The organism is Streptomyces sp. NBC_00237, assembly GCF_026342435.1.
GTDB lineage: Bacteria > Actinomycetota > Actinomycetes > Streptomycetales > Streptomycetaceae > Streptomyces.
Genome location: NZ_JAPEMT010000004.1, coordinates 226,057 through 241,715, shown reverse-complemented (window position 1 = coordinate 241,715; position 15,659 = coordinate 226,057). Strand labels below are relative to the sequence as shown.

10 protein-coding genes are annotated in these 15,659 nt (G+C 71.1%); 2 read left to right on the top strand and 8 right to left on the bottom strand.

Annotated features, from left to right (window positions below; all coding sequences use genetic code 11):
• Nucleotides 1-35: 35 nt before the first annotated feature.
• Entirely contained in the window at nt 36-752 is a 717-nt protein-coding gene (locus OG897_RS33475) for a hypothetical protein (RefSeq protein WP_266662874.1), read from the top strand.
• A 72-nt stretch (nt 753-824) separates the two neighbouring features.
• Here OG897_RS33475 and OG897_RS33470 read toward each other — a convergent pair whose 3' ends face one another.
• From OG897_RS33470 to OG897_RS33435, 8 genes are all read right to left on the bottom strand, one after another.
• On the bottom strand, nt 825-1,766 hold the full coding sequence (locus tag OG897_RS33470) for an expansin EXLX1 family cellulose-binding protein (protein ID WP_266662873.1): 942 nt from the start codon (nt 1,764-1,766) through the stop codon (nt 825-827).
• Between the two features lie 83 nt (nt 1,767-1,849).
• Nucleotides 1,850-3,913, bottom strand: coding sequence for a non-reducing end alpha-L-arabinofuranosidase family hydrolase (locus OG897_RS33465; protein ID WP_266662872.1), 2,064 nt, complete (start codon nt 3,911-3,913; stop codon nt 1,850-1,852).
• 77 nt (nt 3,914-3,990) lie between these two features.
• The gene (locus OG897_RS33460) at nt 3,991-5,742 is read right to left on the bottom strand and encodes a cellulase family glycosylhydrolase (RefSeq protein WP_266662871.1); all 1,752 of its coding nucleotides are present in this window, start codon (nt 5,740-5,742) and stop codon (nt 3,991-3,993) included.
• A 116-nt stretch (nt 5,743-5,858) separates the two neighbouring features.
• Nucleotides 5,859-6,839 (bottom strand): alpha/beta fold hydrolase, encoded by a 981-nt coding sequence (locus tag OG897_RS33455; RefSeq protein WP_266662870.1) that lies wholly within the window; start codon nt 6,837-6,839, stop codon nt 5,859-5,861.
• Between the two features lie 96 nt (nt 6,840-6,935).
• A complete protein-coding gene (locus tag OG897_RS33450) occupies nt 6,936-8,705 on the bottom strand; it encodes a cellulase family glycosylhydrolase (protein WP_266662869.1) in 1,770 nt (589 codons plus the stop codon).
• A 43-nt stretch (nt 8,706-8,748) separates the two neighbouring features.
• Nucleotides 8,749-10,257 carry a glycoside hydrolase family 43 protein gene (locus tag OG897_RS33445; RefSeq protein WP_266662867.1) on the bottom strand — a complete coding sequence of 503 codons (1,509 nt, stop codon included), beginning with the start codon at nt 10,255-10,257 and terminating at the stop codon, nt 8,749-8,751.
• Nucleotides 10,258-10,309: 52 nt separating this feature from the next.
• A complete protein-coding gene (locus tag OG897_RS33440) occupies nt 10,310-12,442 on the bottom strand; it encodes a glycoside hydrolase family 36 protein (protein ID WP_266662865.1) in 2,133 nt (710 codons plus the stop codon).
• Between the two features lie 16 nt (nt 12,443-12,458).
• Nucleotides 12,459-14,447: a beta-galactosidase gene (locus OG897_RS33435; protein WP_266662863.1), complete on the bottom strand. Its 1,989-nt coding sequence runs from the start codon at nt 14,445-14,447 to the stop codon at nt 12,459-12,461.
• A 398-nt stretch (nt 14,448-14,845) separates the two neighbouring features.
• On the opposite strand from OG897_RS33435, the gene OG897_RS33430 reads away from it, so the two are divergent.
• A complete protein-coding gene (locus OG897_RS33430) occupies nt 14,846-15,634 on the top strand; it encodes an AraC family transcriptional regulator (RefSeq protein ID WP_266662861.1) in 789 nt (262 codons plus the stop codon).
• Nucleotides 15,635-15,659: the final 25 nt, after the last annotated feature.

Here is a 15,659-nt window from a genome sequence, read left to right as displayed (position 1 = left end):
CATCGCACTTCCCCCCCACCCGTGGAAGGGACACCATGGCAACAAGCGCGATACGCAAGGTCAAACTGGCCGTACTGGCGCCGGTACTGGCTCTCGGAGCCACCGTCGGCCTGGCCGCCGCCCCCGCTTCGGCGGCGGTCTGGAACACCTGCGACCAGTGGGGCAGCACCCGTCTGGACGGCTACACGCTCTACAACAACGTCTGGGGTTCCGGAGTCGGCAGCCAGTGCGCCTGGGCCAACTCCGGTACCAGCTGGGGTGTCTGGGCCGACCACCCCGACAGCGGCGGCATCAAGTCGTACCCCAACTCGACGAAGGCGATCAACAAGACGATCGACTCCCTGGCCCGGCTCACCAGCGACTACAACGTCAGCGTCCCGTCCTCGGGCGCGTACAACACGTCGTACGACATCTGGGACACGAACCACCGGTACGAGATCATGCTCTGGGTCAACCACCACGGGGCCGTCGGCCCGATCGGCACCTGGCAGGCCGACGTCACGCTCGGCGGCCACAGCTGGAAGGTCTACAAGGGCACCAACGGGTCGAACCAGGTGTTCTCGTTCCTGCGGACGTCGAACTCGTACTCCGGCACCGTGGACGTCAAGCCGATCCTCCACTGGATCGCGCACACCAAGGGCTGGATGCCCGGCAGTGAGACCATCGGCGACGTCCAGTTCGGCTACGAGGTCACCTCGTCGGCCGGTGGACTCAACTTCACCACCAACAACCTGACGGTCAGCGGAGGCTGACGGAGCATCAGGGCCGGGTCGCGTCCCCCGTCGGGGAGCGGCCCGGCCCTCGGTGCGTGGTGGCCCGCGCGGTCAGTGGCGGGCGAACTGGGCCCCGGTGGGCTGTACGACGTCGGCCCGCACCGCCATCGCGGGGAGGGTCAGCCGTTCGCCGTAGATGTCGGTGAGCCTGATCGCGCCCCCGCAGCCGTTGCCGTCCGCGGCGATGAAGTAGTTGAAGGCCGTACGGGACAGCTTCCGCCAGCCGCTCGCGGTGCGTACCTCAAGACCGGCCACGGGATTGCGGTGGCCGAGCGCCTGGAGGGCGCACCAGTGGGGGCTGGAGCCGGTCTTGTACCGGATGGAGACCTTCTCGGAGGTGGCGGGGCTCAGCACGCTCCAGGTGATGGGGATCCGGCCGACCTTGAGGTCGGCGAGCTTGGCGAACGCCTGCTGGCTGAGGTCGATCTGGCCCGGTGCGCAGGGCAGGGGGCACTCGTTGGTTATCCGTACGGTGACGGACTTCCCGTTGGCGGCCCGGACGAGTACGTGGGAGCCGCACGCCTGGGACGTCTCGTAGTCCATGGTGTTCATGGCCGCGACCATGAGGTCCGCGCTCGGGCCGAACAGGCAGGCGCCGTTTCCGTCCTTGGCCTCGTAGGCGGTGGCGACGCCCTGGTGGGTGGGGGAAGCAAGCCGTCCCGCCTTCGGCTTCGCGGGGGCGGCGGTCTTCTTCCCGGGCGGCCGGGCCGTGGTGGGCGACGGCCGCGCCGAGGGGGTGCTGGGGGCGGCCTTCGGGGTCGGGGAGACCGGCGTACCGCTCGTAGCGGACGCGGACGCGGGAGCGGTGGCCGGTGCCTGGGTGGTGACGAGGGACGGCGCGGCGGCGGCGGGCCTCGGGGCGTCGCTCCGGCCGGGGGACGACACCGCGACCAGGGTGGCGAGAAGGCCCGCGACGATCACCGCCGACGCGGCGTACAGCATGAGGTGCCGCCTGCTTCTGCGCTGCCGTGCGGCTTGCCTCGGTGTGTTCATTTCCTGTCCGTTCCTGCCTCAGGGGGGTGGGCCCCGCACGGAGAAACCGGCGGGGCCCACGGGATCAGATGGTCAGCGGGTGCTCAGCAGGTCGAATGGGTCTGCTTGAGCAGGCTCAGACGCCACGGCAGCAGGTCGTAGTCCCCGCCCGCCTTGGGGTCCTGACCCTGGTACAGGTACTCCAGGTTGCAGGCCGGGACGGTCAGCGTCTGGTCGTTGCTCGCGCGGATCAGTTCGCCGTGGCTGATGTCCTTCGTCCAGGCGCCTGCCGGGAACGTCACGTTGTTCGACCTGGCGAAGGGGTTGCCCTCGGTCGCGGCCAGGGGCGACCACGATCCGGCGAGGCTGTTCGTGGTCCAGGAGCGGAAGTAGCGCCGACCGTCCGAGCCGATGGCCTCGACGAGCAGCAGGTACTGGTTCCTGCCCTGCACCTTGTAGACGTTGCTCGCTTCGAACATGGCGAACTTGGAGTCCTTCGCCGCGATGACCGTGCTGCCGAAGCCCTTCGGGAACTGGCCGACGGTCGTCTGCGAGCGGTAGAGGTGACCGTTGTCGTCGGAGGAGAACTGGTAGCAGTTGGCGGTGTCGCAGATCACCCACATGTCGACCCAGTTGCCCTTGCCCATGTTCTGCTTGATGATCTCCGGCATCGACGGGTAGAAGTGGCGCGGGGCGCTCCACCCGCTGGGGTCGTTGATGTCGGGGTTGGTGGAGTACGAGGCGTTGCCGGTCTGGTAGACGAGGTACCACAGGCGCTGCTGCGTGTTGTAGAAGACCTGCGGGGCGGCCCGGTACCCGGTGCCGATCGCGGTGCGGTCGAGGTAGTGGTGGGTGGCCTTACCGGCCTGGGACCAGTCCTTGAAGTTCAGGTACACCAGGTTGTACCCGGACTTGCTCGCGGTGCTGGCGAACACGTGGTACTTCCCGTCGTGCCGGACGACCGTCGGGTCCTTGAGCGCGGCGACCTTGTGGGCCGCGTCCGGCTTGGGGCCGATCAGCGGTCCGCTGGAAGTCCAGCGGAAGGAGGCAGGGAGACCGGCCGCGGGCTTCTTGGCTCCCAGCGCGGAGAGTGCCGCCTGGTAGGCGGGCTTCTGTTTGCCCCTGCCGTCGAACAGCAGCGGGCTCTCCTTGACGCGCCAGGAGTCGCTGTCGCGGATGCCCCACGCGGTGATGCCGGTGCAGCGGGCCACACTCAGGCACGCCTTCACCGATTCCGCGTACGCGGTCGGTGCCGCCTGCGCGATGTCCAGTTCGGTGATCTGGACGTCGACGCCGAGTGCGGCGAAGCTGGCCAGCGTCGTACGGTAGTTGGCGGGCGGGCCCTCGGCGCCGAAGTGGGACTGGAAGCCGACGCAGTCGATGGGGACGCCGCGCTTCTTGAAGTCGCGCACCATGCGGTAGACGCTCTGGGTCTTGGCGTGCGTCCAGTCGTCGGTGTTGTAGTCGTTGTAACAGAGCTTGGCCTTGGGGTCGGCCGCCCGTGCCGTGCGGAATGCCTGCTCGATGAAGCCGTTGCCCAGCACCTTCTGGAACACCGAGGGGCGGAGCTGTCCGCCGGGGCCGTCCTCGAACGCCTCGTTGACGACGTCCCAGGCGTAGACCTTGCCCTTGTAGCGGTTCGCCACCGTGGAGATGTGGTTGTTCATCACGCCGCGCAGGGTGTTCGCGTCCTTGATGGAGGCGACCCAGGCGGGCAGTTGGGAGTGCCACACCAGGGTGTGGCCGCGCAGGCGCTGCTTGCGGGCCGCCGCCTGGCTCGCGATCCGGTCGGCGGGGCCGAAGGCGAACGCGCCCCGGGCGGGCTCGGTCGCGTCCCACTTCATCTCGTTCTCGGCGGTGACCGAGGTGAACTCACGGTTCAGGATCGTGGCGTACGTGCTGTCGCCGAGCCTTCCGGCGGCCACCGCGGTCCCGAAGTACCGTCCGGACGTGGCGGCCTGCCCGCCGAGCGTGGACTCCTGGGCCGCATCGGCCGCATCGGCGGCGGAGGTCTTGGGGGCCTGGGGAGCCCTGGGGGCCTTGGGCGCGGGTGCCGGGACGGTGTCGTCGGGCACGGCGGACGCGGCTACGGGTATCGCCAGGGCACCCACGGCCAGCAGGGACAGTATCGAGGCTCGGCGACGGCCGAGCCGTTTGAGCGGCTTCATGCTTCTCCTCGTGCGGGGGGGCGTGCGGTGGGGCAGTGATGCGGTGGGGCAGTGGTGCGGTGGGCCCCGGCCCGGCTTCAGGACTTCGTGCCGGTCACCGTGGTCCCCGACGTGGTGATCTGGTACGTCGCCCTGGCGCCGCTCCAGAAGTGGAAGGTGAGCTTGACGCGCGCGTTGTCCTTGAGCGTCTTGAGGTACGCGGGGGTCAGGCTGATGGTCTTCTTCGCGTAGTCGGGCGCGAAGGCGGTGTTGAACTGCTGGTACGGAGTCCACGTGGTCGGCCCGGCGTTGGTGCCGTCCGCGTAGGTGGACTCCATCGTCGCCAGCTCGTCGCCCCGGAACTGGGTGGGGATGCGGAAGGAAGCGCCCGTACCCTGCGCGTCCGACAGCACCGGGGCCTCGTGACTGACCACCTGGATGCGCCAGGGCACTCCCCGGGAGAACTCGGCCTGGAGCGTCGCCCTGACCCCGGGGGCGCCGTTGCCGACGAGCCGCCCCAGCATGGCCGCCTTCAGCGTGAGGTTGTTGCCGGAGAGGGTGTAGTCCCGGCCGCGCACCAGCGTGGTCTTGCCCTGCTTGAGCGCCGTGAAGGTGGCGCCGTTCAGGTTCAGGGTGAGCGAACTGTCCTTGGCGGGGCGGGACTTCGCCACGAACACCCGGTCCGAGGAGGCCGTCGCGGAGGGCGTCGTCCAGCTCGACTTGATCTGGCGGAACAGCTCCGGGTCCTTCCACCGGAGTTTGCCCCGGTCGTAGAAGGAGCCGTTGTCCCAGAGGGTGGTGGTGACCTTGTTGGCGCGTGCGGCGTTGCCGAGCGCCTCGAAGTACTTCAGCATCTCGCCGCGTTCCACCGCGCCGGGACCGTGGTCGTAGCCGAGCACTCCGTACTCGCCGAGGACGACCGGGATGCCCTGGGCGACGAAGGTGTCGCGCATCCGCTGGAACGTCTTGTCCAGGTCGCCCCTGGCCCGCGCGTCGAAGCGGGTGGCACCGGCGAGGTTCACGCTGAACGGGAAGTAGCCGTAGTAGTGCACGGTGGCGATCAGCCGGGGATCGCGCAGCGACGTGATGGTGGAGACCAGGTTGTCCATCAGCGGCTGGTCGGGGGTGCAGACCTCGGTGGGCAGCATGAGCAGGCGGCTCGTGTTGTTGCCTCCCGACGCGCGCACGACGTGGTGGAAGGACGTGTTGAGCTCATGGAGCAGGGCTGCCTTGCGGGCGGCGTCGGCGTTCTCGAACTGCGGCTCGTTGACGCTTTCGAGGACCAGCCGGGCGGAGGTGTCGCGGAACGCGGCGGCGATCTGGGACCAGGTCTTGTTGAAGCGGTCCAGCACCGCGTCGTGGTCGTCTGCCATCTTGCCGATCCACTGCCAGGAGTCGTGATGGACGTCGAGGAGCACGTACAGGCCCTCGGCGGCGGCCCAGTCGACGACCTGCTTGACCCGCTTCAGGTACGCCCGGTCGATGGCGTAGGCCGGTGCGGTTCCCTGGTGGGTGCTCCACGTCACGGGAACGCGGACGCTCTTGAAGCCCTGGGCGCGGACCGAGGCCAGCAGGGCCCTGGTGGTGAGGGGCTGGCCCCAACTGGTCTCGCCGGGGACGGCGTCCAGGGTGTTGCCCAGGTTCCAGCCCGGCTGCATCGCGGCGACGGCCGCCGTCGCACTGGCGGGGACCGGGGCGGGCGCGGCTCCCGCGCGGGGCTCTGCGTCCTCGCCGAACGTACCGAAGGCGCCGCCGTAGGCGAGGACGCCCGCGACGGTCAGCGCCACCGGCGCACCCACGGCCAGCCGCAGCCTGCGGCGGCGGTGCTGCGGGGCTTGCTGCTTGCTCATTGCTCGTCCGTTTCTGGAAGTGGGGGGACCGGCCCCCGAGGGGGATGGGGGCCGGTGTCGCCTTCCAGTTGCCGCCGGGGCGCGAGAGGTTGCCGATCCGGTCGGACATTCTTCAACTACTTCTGTGCGGTTCCCCGCTGGTGCAGCCACTTCAGCTGGGCCGCCGTGTTGCGGCCGTGGCCGCCGCCGTGGTCGGCGAAGGGCCAGACGGTCATGGTCCGGTCCGCCCCCGCGTAGAGCTGGAAGGCGGCGTACACCGTGGCGGGCGGGCAGACCGGGTCCATGAGGCCGACGCTGAACAGGACCGGGGCGCTCGCCCGGGTGGCGAAGTGGACGCCGTCGAAGTAGTCGAGCGTCGCGAAGGTCTGCTCGACGCGGTGCGGGCTGTGCCAACGCAGGTACTCGACGATCTCCTGGTACGGGCCGTCCAGGCTGGTCCGCGTCGCCTCGCGGTAGTGGCACAGGAACGGGACGTCGACCATCGCCGCCGCCACCTTCTCGGGGGCGAGTGCGGCGACCGCGAGGGTCAGGCCGCCGCCCTGGCTGCCGCCCGCCACCACGACCCGGCCGCTGTCGAGACCCGGCAGGTCGGCGACCGCGTCCACGGCGCGCACGCAGTCCGTCATGAAGCGGCGGTAGTAGTAGGTGTCGGGTGAGTCGATGCCACGGGTCATGAAGCCCCCGGACCACTGGGTGCCGTCGCCCTCGCCCCGGTCCGGGGTGGCGTGGCCCTGGCCGCGGGTGTCGACGACGAGGTGGGCGTAACCGGCCGCCGACCACACCAGGTTGTCGTGCGGCAGCCCTCGGCCACCGCTGTATCCGGCGTAGGAGACGACGACCGGAAGCGGCCCTTCGGCAGTGCGCGGGCGCAGCAGCCAGGCGGCCACCGGTTCGCCGTTCCAGCCGGGGAAGCGGACGTCGTACACCTCGACGGTGCTCAGCAGGTGCTCGCCGGTGACCAGCTCGGCCCGCACCGCCCCGCCGTGCGCGCGGGCCTCGGCCAGGGTCTTCTGCCAGAAGGCGTCGAAGTCCGCCGGTACGGACAACTCCGGCCGGTGGGAACGGAGTTCGTCAGGAGTGGGGTCGGAAGGAAGCATGGCGGTCCTCGGGGCGGTCGAAGGCGTGAAGGGGAAGAGAGAGGCGCCCCGGCCGCCCGGGGAGGCGGGAGGCCGGGGCGCGGGGCGAGCGGTCGGTCAGGGGGTCTTGACGGTCGTACCGGTGACGGTGTCGCCGGACTTCGTGATCCGGTACTTCGCCTTGGCGCCACTGTGGAAGTGGAACGTCAGGATCGCCGGGTCGCCGTCGCGCAGTGTCTTCAGGAACCCGGGGGTCAGCGTGATCGCGTCCTTCGGGTAGTCCGGCGAGAAGGACATGTTGAACTCCTGGAACGCGGTCCATTCGGTCTGGCCTGCGTTGCTGCCGTCGCCGTACGTCGCCTCCATGGCCGCCAGCAGGTCACCCTGGAACTTCGTGGGAACGGCGAACGCGGCGGCCGTGCCCGTGGCGTCGGCCAGGGTCGGCTTGTCGTAGGTGACCACGTCGATCTGCCAGGGCAGCCCGCGCGAGAACCGGCTCTGGAGCGTCGCGTTGACCCCGTACTCCCGGTTCCCGGTCAGCCGGGTCAGCGCCTGCTTCGTGAGGGTGATCCGGTCCTCGTACAGGGTGTAGTCGCGGCCCTCGGCGAGCTTCGTGTCACCGTGCCACAGGCCCCGGAACCGGGTGCCGTTCCGGTGGAGGGTGAGCGACTGGGGAATGATCGGCTCCGACTTCGCCACGAAGACCTTGTCGAAGGAGGCGGTTCCCGAGCGGGTGGTCCAGCTCGACTTGATCACGGCGAACAGGGCGGGATCGCGCCACTTCAGGGTGGCCCGGTCCAGGTAGGCGAAGGGGTCCCACAGGGCGGTGGTGACACCGGCCCGGCGCGCCGCGTGCCCGAACTGCTCGTAGTACTTCAGGGCCTCACCGCGCTCGATGCGGGCGGGGTGGTGGTGGTCGGGATAGCTCAGCAGACCGTACTCGCCGAGGTAGACCGGGATGCCCTTGCTGGTGAAGGTGTGGTGCATGCGGGCGAAGGCGTCGGTCAGGTCGTTGCGCGCCGCGTCGTCGTACCGGTAGCCGCCCGCGACGTTCACGCTGAACGGGTACCAGCTGTAGTAGTGCACGGTGGCGACCAGGTTGCTGTCGCGCAGCGACGTGATCGTGGTGTTCAGGTTGTCCATGAGTGCCTGGGACGGTGTGGCGTACTCCGTGGTCAGCACGAGCAGACGGTCCTTGTTCGCGCCGCCCGAAGCGCGGACGACCTTGTGGAACGAGGTGTTGAGCTCGTTCATCAACTCGGCCTTGCGCGCGGCGCTGACCTGGCCGAAGACCGGTTCGTTGATGCCTTCCAGGAGCAGGGTGCGCGGCGCGGAGCGGAACGTCGCGGCGATCTGGGTCCACAGGGAGTTGAAGCGTGCGAGCACCTGGTCGTGGTCCGTGGTGGAGATCTTCTCCAGCCACTGCCACGAGTCGTGGTGCACGTTGAGCACGACGTAGAGGTTCTCGGCGACCGCCCAGTCGACGACCTGCTTGACGCGGTTCAGGTACGCGGCTTCGACGGCGAACGGCGCGGTGGCCGACTGGTGTGCGCTCCAGGTCACCGGGATGCGGACGCTGCGGAAGCCCTCCGCCCGGACGGCCTTGAACAACTCCCGGGTGGCCTTGGGGTTGCCCCAGGAGGTCTCGTCCGGAATCGCGTCCAGGGTGTTGCCCAGGTTCCAGCTGGGCTGCATCGCCGCGACGGCGTCCATGGCGCGGGCCGGAACCTTGACCGCGGCGGGGGCCTGCCGCGCCGGGGCGTCGGGTGCGGCGGTCGCGGTGCCGGTGGGGGCCAGCCCCAGGACGACGAGCAGCGCCACCAGCAGGGCGGTCAGACGTCCGGAGCCGTGGCCGCGACGGTGTGCGGGTCTGGGCAGGTGTTTCACGGGGCGTGCCTTTCGGTCGGTGGTGGGGGTGTTCCGATCCGGTTCAGCCGTCGAGGGGTTCGTAGTCGAACCAGTCGAAGCGCAGGGTGCCGTCCGAGGCGTACAGGCCGATGACCCGTCCGGTGAAGCCGCCCGCGACCTCGGTCGACAGGTAGCGGCCGTCGAGGTTCGCCAGCTCGGTGAACGTGCCGTCGGACTGTTCGAAGCCGAGGGAGACCACATCGGGTCCGGTGCACGGTCCGCCCTCGGGCGGCGGGGCGGTCGTCAGGGCGAGGACCAGCGGTCCTGCGGGCGCGGGCCGCTCGGCCACGACCGTGCTCAGGGAGCCGACGCGCGCGATCACCCGGACCTCGGTGCCGGTGGCCTCGACCGCGTAGTGGTGCTGCTCGTCCAGCCGTACGGCGAGACCGCCGCGCCCTTCGGACGGGTCGACCAGGGTGCGCGCCCGGCACGCGACGTGCTGCTGGCGGCGGCCGGTGAACACCACGTCCGGTTCGTCCAGCGATGTGCCGCGCGCACGCAGCGTCAGCCATCCGGGACGCTCCTCGGTGGTGCAGTGCTCCACCGGCCGGTCGCGTACGGAGATCCAGTACGGCCGCAGTCCGGCGGAGTCGAAGTCGTCCCGCAGCTCCTCGGCGGGCCCGGGGACCAGCGGCCACGGCAGCTCGGGCAGCTCCAGGGAGACCCTGCCGACGACCGGCCAGTCGTCCACCCAGGTCACCGGGGTCAGGAAGGTCTCCCGGCCGAGGACGTGCCAGCCCGGGGTGCCGCCCCCCGGCCGCACCCCGAGCAGCACCATCCACCAGGAGCCGTCTGGGCCTTGGACCAGGTCGGCGTGCCCGGTGTTCTGGACGGGGCGGTCGGTGCCCCGGTGGGTGAGGACCGGGTTGTCCGGGCACGGCTCGAACGGACCGGCGGGGGAGAGCCCGCGGGCGATCGACACTCCGTGCCCGCGCTCGGTGCCGCCCTCGGCGATGAGCAGGTACCAGTACCCGCCGATCCGGTACAGGTGCGGCGCCTCCGGGGCCTTGGCGTCGGGCCCGCCCGCCCAGAGTTGGTGCGGGGTGCCGAGCGTCCGCCCGGTGGACGGGTCGATGCGGACCTGCCACCCCCCGGCGACCGTGCACCAGCAGGTGCCGTCCTCGTCCCAGGCCAGGTCGGGGTCGATGCCGGGCACGTCCGGTGCCAGGACGGGATCGGACCACGGCCCGGCGGGGTCGGTGGCGGTGACGATCAGATTGCCGCCGCCCTCGCGGCAGTTGGTGACGATCAGCCAGAAGCGGCCGTCGTGGTGGCGCAGGGTGGGGGCGTAGATCCCGCCGGAGGACCACGCGGAGGACAGCCGCAGTTGCTCCGGCCGGTCCAGGACGTTGCCGAGCTGCGTCCAGTGCACCAGGTCGCGGCTGTGGAAGAGGGGCACGCCGGGGAAGTACTCGAAGCTGGAGCAGGCGAGGTAGTAGTCGTCGCCGACCCGGCAGACGCTGGGGTCGGGGTGGAGGCCGGGGAGCACGGGGTTGGTGGGGCGCTTGTCCAGCTGGTGCGGAGGGGGCACTCGACGGGTCCTTGGTGTCGATCGGTGAGGGGGAGAGCGGGACGGTGGCGGTTCAGGGAGCCGTGATGCGGAGCAGGACGGCGGACGGTGCGGTCGGCAGGGTCACGCGCAGCTCGGCCCGCTCGGGCGTCCAGACGTGATCGACCCGGCTGGTCGAGGGATACAGCAGGTCGAAACGGGTGGCGCTGCCGTGCAGGTGGGGCAGGCGAAGCGTCGCCGTGGCATCGGCTCCGGGGCGGCGCCAGACCGTGAGGTAGGTGACGGCAGGGGTACGCAGGGCCAGCGCGACCCAGGGGTCGTCCCAGGCGGGCAGGCCCAGCGGCCAGGACGGCACGGCCTGCGGCAGGTCGCCTCGGACGGATTTGTACGCCGCCACGGCCTCGTGCACTAACGCGCTCGCCTCCGGGGCCAGTTCGGGAAGACGGCCGGAGAGATGGATCCGCCCCAGGAGCGCGCTGGCCATGGTGAAGGCCACCTCGTCGAGGGAGTCCTCCGGCTGCGGGTACGCCCACACCGCCCCCTGTTCGGGAGTGGCGGCCGTGGGAGCGGAGGCCGCGATGGGGGCGTAGTGGTGGAGGTTCTGCTGATCGCTGGTGGACTGCAACTGCATCCGGGACAGCAGGGCGTCGTCCCAGCGCATCCCGCCGGAGGCGCAGTTCTCCAGGACCAGGTGCGGGTACCGGTCGAGGACGCCGTCGAGCCAGTCGAGGTGCGCCCGGTTGTGGCCGAGCAGGCCCGCGCCCGGACTCTCGCCGGGGTGGGCGCTGGTGCCGGAACCGGGGTCGACGTTGTGGTCGAGCTTGAGGTAGCCGACGCCCCACGCGCCGACGAGGCGGTCCACGACCTCGTCCAGGTGGGCGCGGGCGGCCGGATGGCGCAGGTCCAGATGGTGCCGTCCGGCCTCCGCGACGCGGATGCCGTCGCGGCGGAAGAACGCCTCGTCGGGCAGGGACGTGGCCATGGGGCTGCGTACGCCGATCATCTCCGGCTCCAGCCACAGTCCGGGGACCATGCCCCGGTCCCGGATGCGGTCCAGCACCTCGTGGATGCCGCGCTCCCCGGGGAACCGGGAGGCGGCGGCCTCCCAGGCGCCGACGGTGTTCCACCAGCCGCCGTTCTCGTCGTCGTACCAGCCCGCGTCGATGACGAAGTACTCCGCGCCCGCGTCGGCCGCGGCCTCGATGTGCGGCAGCAGCTTCTCGGTCGTGGGGTCGCCCATCAGGCAGTTCATGTAGTCGTTGAAGACGACGGGCAGCCGTTGGTGGTCGGCGTGCGGGCGGCGCTGGAGGCGGCGGTAGCGGGTCAGCGCGGCGAACGCGGCATCCGGACCGCCGTCGGCGCTGAAGGACAGGGCGGCGGGCACGGCACGGAACGCGGCGCCGGGTTCGAGGGGGTGGCGCCAGCCGTGGTGGATGTCGGTGGGCCCGAACAGCGCCGCGTAGACGGCCTGTTGCTGCTCCTCGCACTCCCAGCGCCAGCCCCCGCCGTTGTGCTCGATCTGCCACACCCAGGTGCGGCCGGTACGCCGGTCCGTCCACCCGCCCATGGGAAGACGTCCGCAACTGGACCAGGCGCCCTGCCCGTTGAGGGCGATTCCGGCCTTGCCGTGCGAGACGCTCACCCGTCCGTTGCGGGCCGGTGTGCTCAGGCGCATCGGCTGCCGCTGCCAACGGCATTCGGCCATCCAGTCGTTCTGCGCCCACAGCAGGTCCGCGTCGTCGACGGTCCTCTCGGTCTGCGGGGCCAGGCAGCCCACCGCGAGCGAGCTGACCGACTCCAGGTTCAGCGCGGCCCGCCCCTCGTTGCGCAGGGTCACCTCGCTGCGGAGTACGGGGACGCCGTCCGGCGACCGGTACGTCACCTCGGCGACCAGCCCGGTCCGCGGCTCGTGGAGGTGCACGCTCAGTACGTGCCAGTCGCCGTCACGGCTCGCGCGGTGGCTCCGGTACCGCAGCCGTCCGCCGAGGTCGGTGCCCACCAAGCGGTCGCCCGACCAGCCTCGGCCGTGACCCGTGGCCGTCACCTCCACCAGGGGCAGGGCCGCACCGGGGCTCGGCAGTGCCTCGCCGGGCTGTCCGATGTGGGTGACGCGCGGGCAGCCGTCGTCGAGGGTGATCTCCAGGTGGAGGGCGTCGTGCCCCCACAGAAAGAGCCTGTGTTCTTTGGCCGTGTCCTGCTCGGTCATGGCGTTCCTTTCGGGTTCAGTGCCCGCGCAGAACCGCGCAACCGCCGGCGGGCAGTTCACGTACGGGGGCGTCGGTGAGCAGGTCGTGGGCGGGCTCGGGCAGGGGCACGGCCTCGGCGGTGTGGTTGAGCAGCACCTGCCAGTGACGGCCGTCGGAGGAGCGGCGGGTGACGGCCTCGACACCGGCCGGAATGCCCGGCACGTCGGGCCCGGCTCCGGCCTCCGTCAGCAGGCGGCCGACCAGGGCCGCGTAACCGGCGTCGTCCAGCCGGGTGGACAGGTACCAGCCCTGCCCGCCACCGGAGCGGTGCCGGGTGAGGGCGGGCCCGCCCGCGAGCATGCCGTGGGTGTACGTGGCGAGGGTCTGTGCGCCCTCGGTGCGCACCACCTCGCTCCAGACCGTGCCCTGCGACCCGTCCGACAGGGTGATCCGCTGGTCCTCCCGCAGCGGCCGGGGCTCCTCGACGCGGATGCCCAGCGCCTCGCGCAGCGGCCCGGCCGGATAGCCGCCGAGCCTGGCGTGCATGCGGTCGTCGACGAAACCGGCCGCGTGCTGGACCAGGAGCGTCCCGCCGCCCTCGACGTAGCGGCGCAGGTTCTCGGCGGCTTCGTCGGACAGGAGGAACAGGGCAGGGGCGACGACCAGCCGGTAGCGGCCCAACTCGTGCTCCGGACGGGCGAAGTCGACGGTGAGCCCCGCGTCCCACAGCGCGCGGTGCGCCCGGACGAGTTCCCCGTGGTAGTCGTCGAGCCGGGAGGAAGGCAGTCCGTCCACGCCGAGTGCCCACCAGGCGTCCGGGCTGTCCAGTACGGCAACCGAACCGGTGACCGTCGACCCCGCCAGCTCGCCCAGCCGGGACACCGCCTCGCCCAACTGCGTGACCTCGCGGAAGATCCGGCTGTCCGGGCCCGCGTGCGGGACCATCGCCGAGTGCCAGGTCTCGGCGCCTGCCCGGGACTGCCGCCACTGGAAGAACAGGGCGCCCTCCGAACCACGGGCGACATGGCCCAGCGAGTGGCGCAGGATGTCGCCGGGCTCCTTGCCGAGGATCCGACCCCCGTCGTAGACGGTGTTGGTGCCCTGCTCCATCAGCAGCCAGGGGCGTCCGCCGCCCAGGGAACGGGTGCGGTCGGCGTGGACGGCGACACTGGCGGCGGCGTCCAGGCCGGGGGAGCTCGGGTACTGGTCGGAGGTGACGACGTCGAGTTCGCGGGCGAAATTCCACAGGTCCACGTTCTGGTAAGCGGGCAGCATCAGGTTGGTCGTCACCGGCCGGTCGCTGTGCGCGCGGATCGCGTCGCGCTGCTCGCGGTAGGCGGCGATGATCTCGTCGGACCAGAAGCGGCGGAAGTCCACGGCCTGGCCGGGGTTCCCGTGCCAATGCGTCGCGCGCGGCGGCAGCACCTGCTCCCAGGAGGTGTAGTGCTGGCTCCAGAAGGCCGTCCCCCAGGCCGCGTTGAGGGCGTCCAGCGAGCCGTGGCGCTCGCGCAGCCAGACCCGGAAGGCGGCGGCCGTGTGGTCGCACCAGCAGAGCGTGGCGTACTCGTTGTGCACGTGCCACAGCGCGAGGGCGGGGTGGTCGCCGTACCGCTCGGCCAGCGCGGAGGCGATCCGGCGGGCCGCGTTCCGGTAGGCGGGCGCGGCGAGGCAGTACGTGTTGCGGCTGCCGTGGACGTGGCGGGTGCCCTCGGGGGTGACCGGCAACGCGTCGGGGTGGGCCAGGGTGAACCAGGGCGGCGGGGAGGCGGTCGGGGTGGCCAGGTCGACGGCCACGCCGTTCGCGTGCAGGCGTTCGACGTGTGCGTCGAGCCAGTCGAAGTCGTAGCGCCCCTCCTCCGGTTCGAGCAGGGCCCAGGAGAAGACGCCCACCGTGGCCAGGTTGACCCTGGCCCGGCGCATCAGCTCGTCGTCCTCCTTCCACACCGGCTCGTCCCACTGCTCGGGGTTGTAGTCCCCGCCGAAGGCGAGGCCGCCCAGACGGTCGGTGATGCTGCGAGTGGTCATGCGGGCTCCTCGTACGAGGGAGTCGGGTGGTGCTCCGGCGATGTTCCGGAGCGGGGGACAGGAGTACGCGACGGCCCTCGGCCCGCTCGCGCCGCATGGAGGACGGGGTGTCCGGAGAGCTGCCGTGGACACAGGTGGACACAGGTGGACACAGGTGGACACAGAGGGACACAGAGGGGCGCAGAGGGACACAGAGGAACACACAGGACGGCAGGAAGGGCCCTACGAGCCTGTCGAAGCGCTTCACTGGCAGGCGCAAGTTAACGGGGATGTTTCTCGTAAAACAAGAGCCCGTCACGCGTGAGGCTTTAGACAGCTGGTCACTTGTCGAATACCCGGTGCACGAGACAGAGTTGAAGCGCTTCATTTCCGTGCTGCGAAACCGGGTGGATGCCGCTGTGACCGAACTCCCGCCCGCCCACACCTCTCGTGTCCGGCTGGACGGTCCGCCCGACCCCGTGGCCGTCGGCATCGGCGTCCACGGTCCCGCCGGGCACGTGGACGAGTTCCAGCTGCCTCACCTGTGGCAGTTCCACCTCTACGCCTACGAGGCCGACCTGACCGTGGGCGGCGTCGCACACCGGATCCGCCCCGGCACCGTCAGCCTCGTGCCGCCCGGAACGCCGGTGGTCTACCGCTATCGGGGCCGATCCGAGCACCTTTACGCGCACCTGCGCCTCGGAGCGGCGGGCGTCGCCCGCGAGGTGCCGACGGTTCAGCACGCCGGGCACCAACTCGGCGTACTGGAGGCCCGGTTGAAGCAGGCGCTGGCCTCCTGGCCGCAGACCCCCGGACGTACGGTGGCCGAGGTGTGGGCCGCGCTGTGGACGGTGGCCGAGCTGGCACCGCTCCGGGACGGGAGCGCGCGGGCACTCCCGCCCGTCGTGGCCGCCGCCGTGGCCCTGATCGAGGCCCGGCTGGCGCAGCCGCTCGCCGTGGCCGACCTCGCGAAGGCGGTGGGCATTTCGCACAACCACCTGACCCGCCTCTTCCGCGCCGCCACCGGAGAGACCGTGGTCGGCTACATCAGGGCCCGCAGGATGGAGCGGGCCCGGCACCTGCTGCGGGACAGCACGCTCTCCATCGCCGGGGTGGCCGCCGCCGTCGGCATCCCCGACCTCCAGGCGTTCAACAAGGCATGCCGACGGGGGCTCGGGGCCTCCCCGCGCGCCGTCAGGGCCGCGTAGCGCGCCGCGCACTCCGCCCCCACGT

Excerpts from the sequence above, each read along its gene's own strand:
- OG897_RS33475 (WP_266662874.1), top strand. The coding sequence starts at position 36 with ATGGCAACAAGCGCGATACGCAAGGTCAAACTGGCCGTACTGGCGCCG.
- OG897_RS33470 (WP_266662873.1), bottom strand. The coding sequence starts at position 1,766 with ATGAACACACCGAGGCAAGCCGCACGGCAGCGCAGAAGCAGGCGGCAC.
- OG897_RS33465 (WP_266662872.1), bottom strand. The coding sequence starts at position 3,913 with ATGAAGCCGCTCAAACGGCTCGGCCGTCGCCGAGCCTCGATACTGTCC.
- OG897_RS33460 (WP_266662871.1), bottom strand. The coding sequence starts at position 5,742 with ATGAGCAAGCAGCAAGCCCCGCAGCACCGCCGCCGCAGGCTGCGGCTG.
- OG897_RS33455 (WP_266662870.1), bottom strand. The coding sequence starts at position 6,839 with ATGCTTCCTTCCGACCCCACTCCTGACGAACTCCGTTCCCACCGGCCG.
- OG897_RS33440 (WP_266662865.1), bottom strand. The coding sequence starts at position 12,442 with ATGACCGAGCAGGACACGGCCAAAGAACACAGGCTCTTTCTGTGGGGG.
- OG897_RS33435 (WP_266662863.1), bottom strand. The coding sequence starts at position 14,447 with ATGACCACTCGCAGCATCACCGACCGTCTGGGCGGCCTCGCCTTCGGC.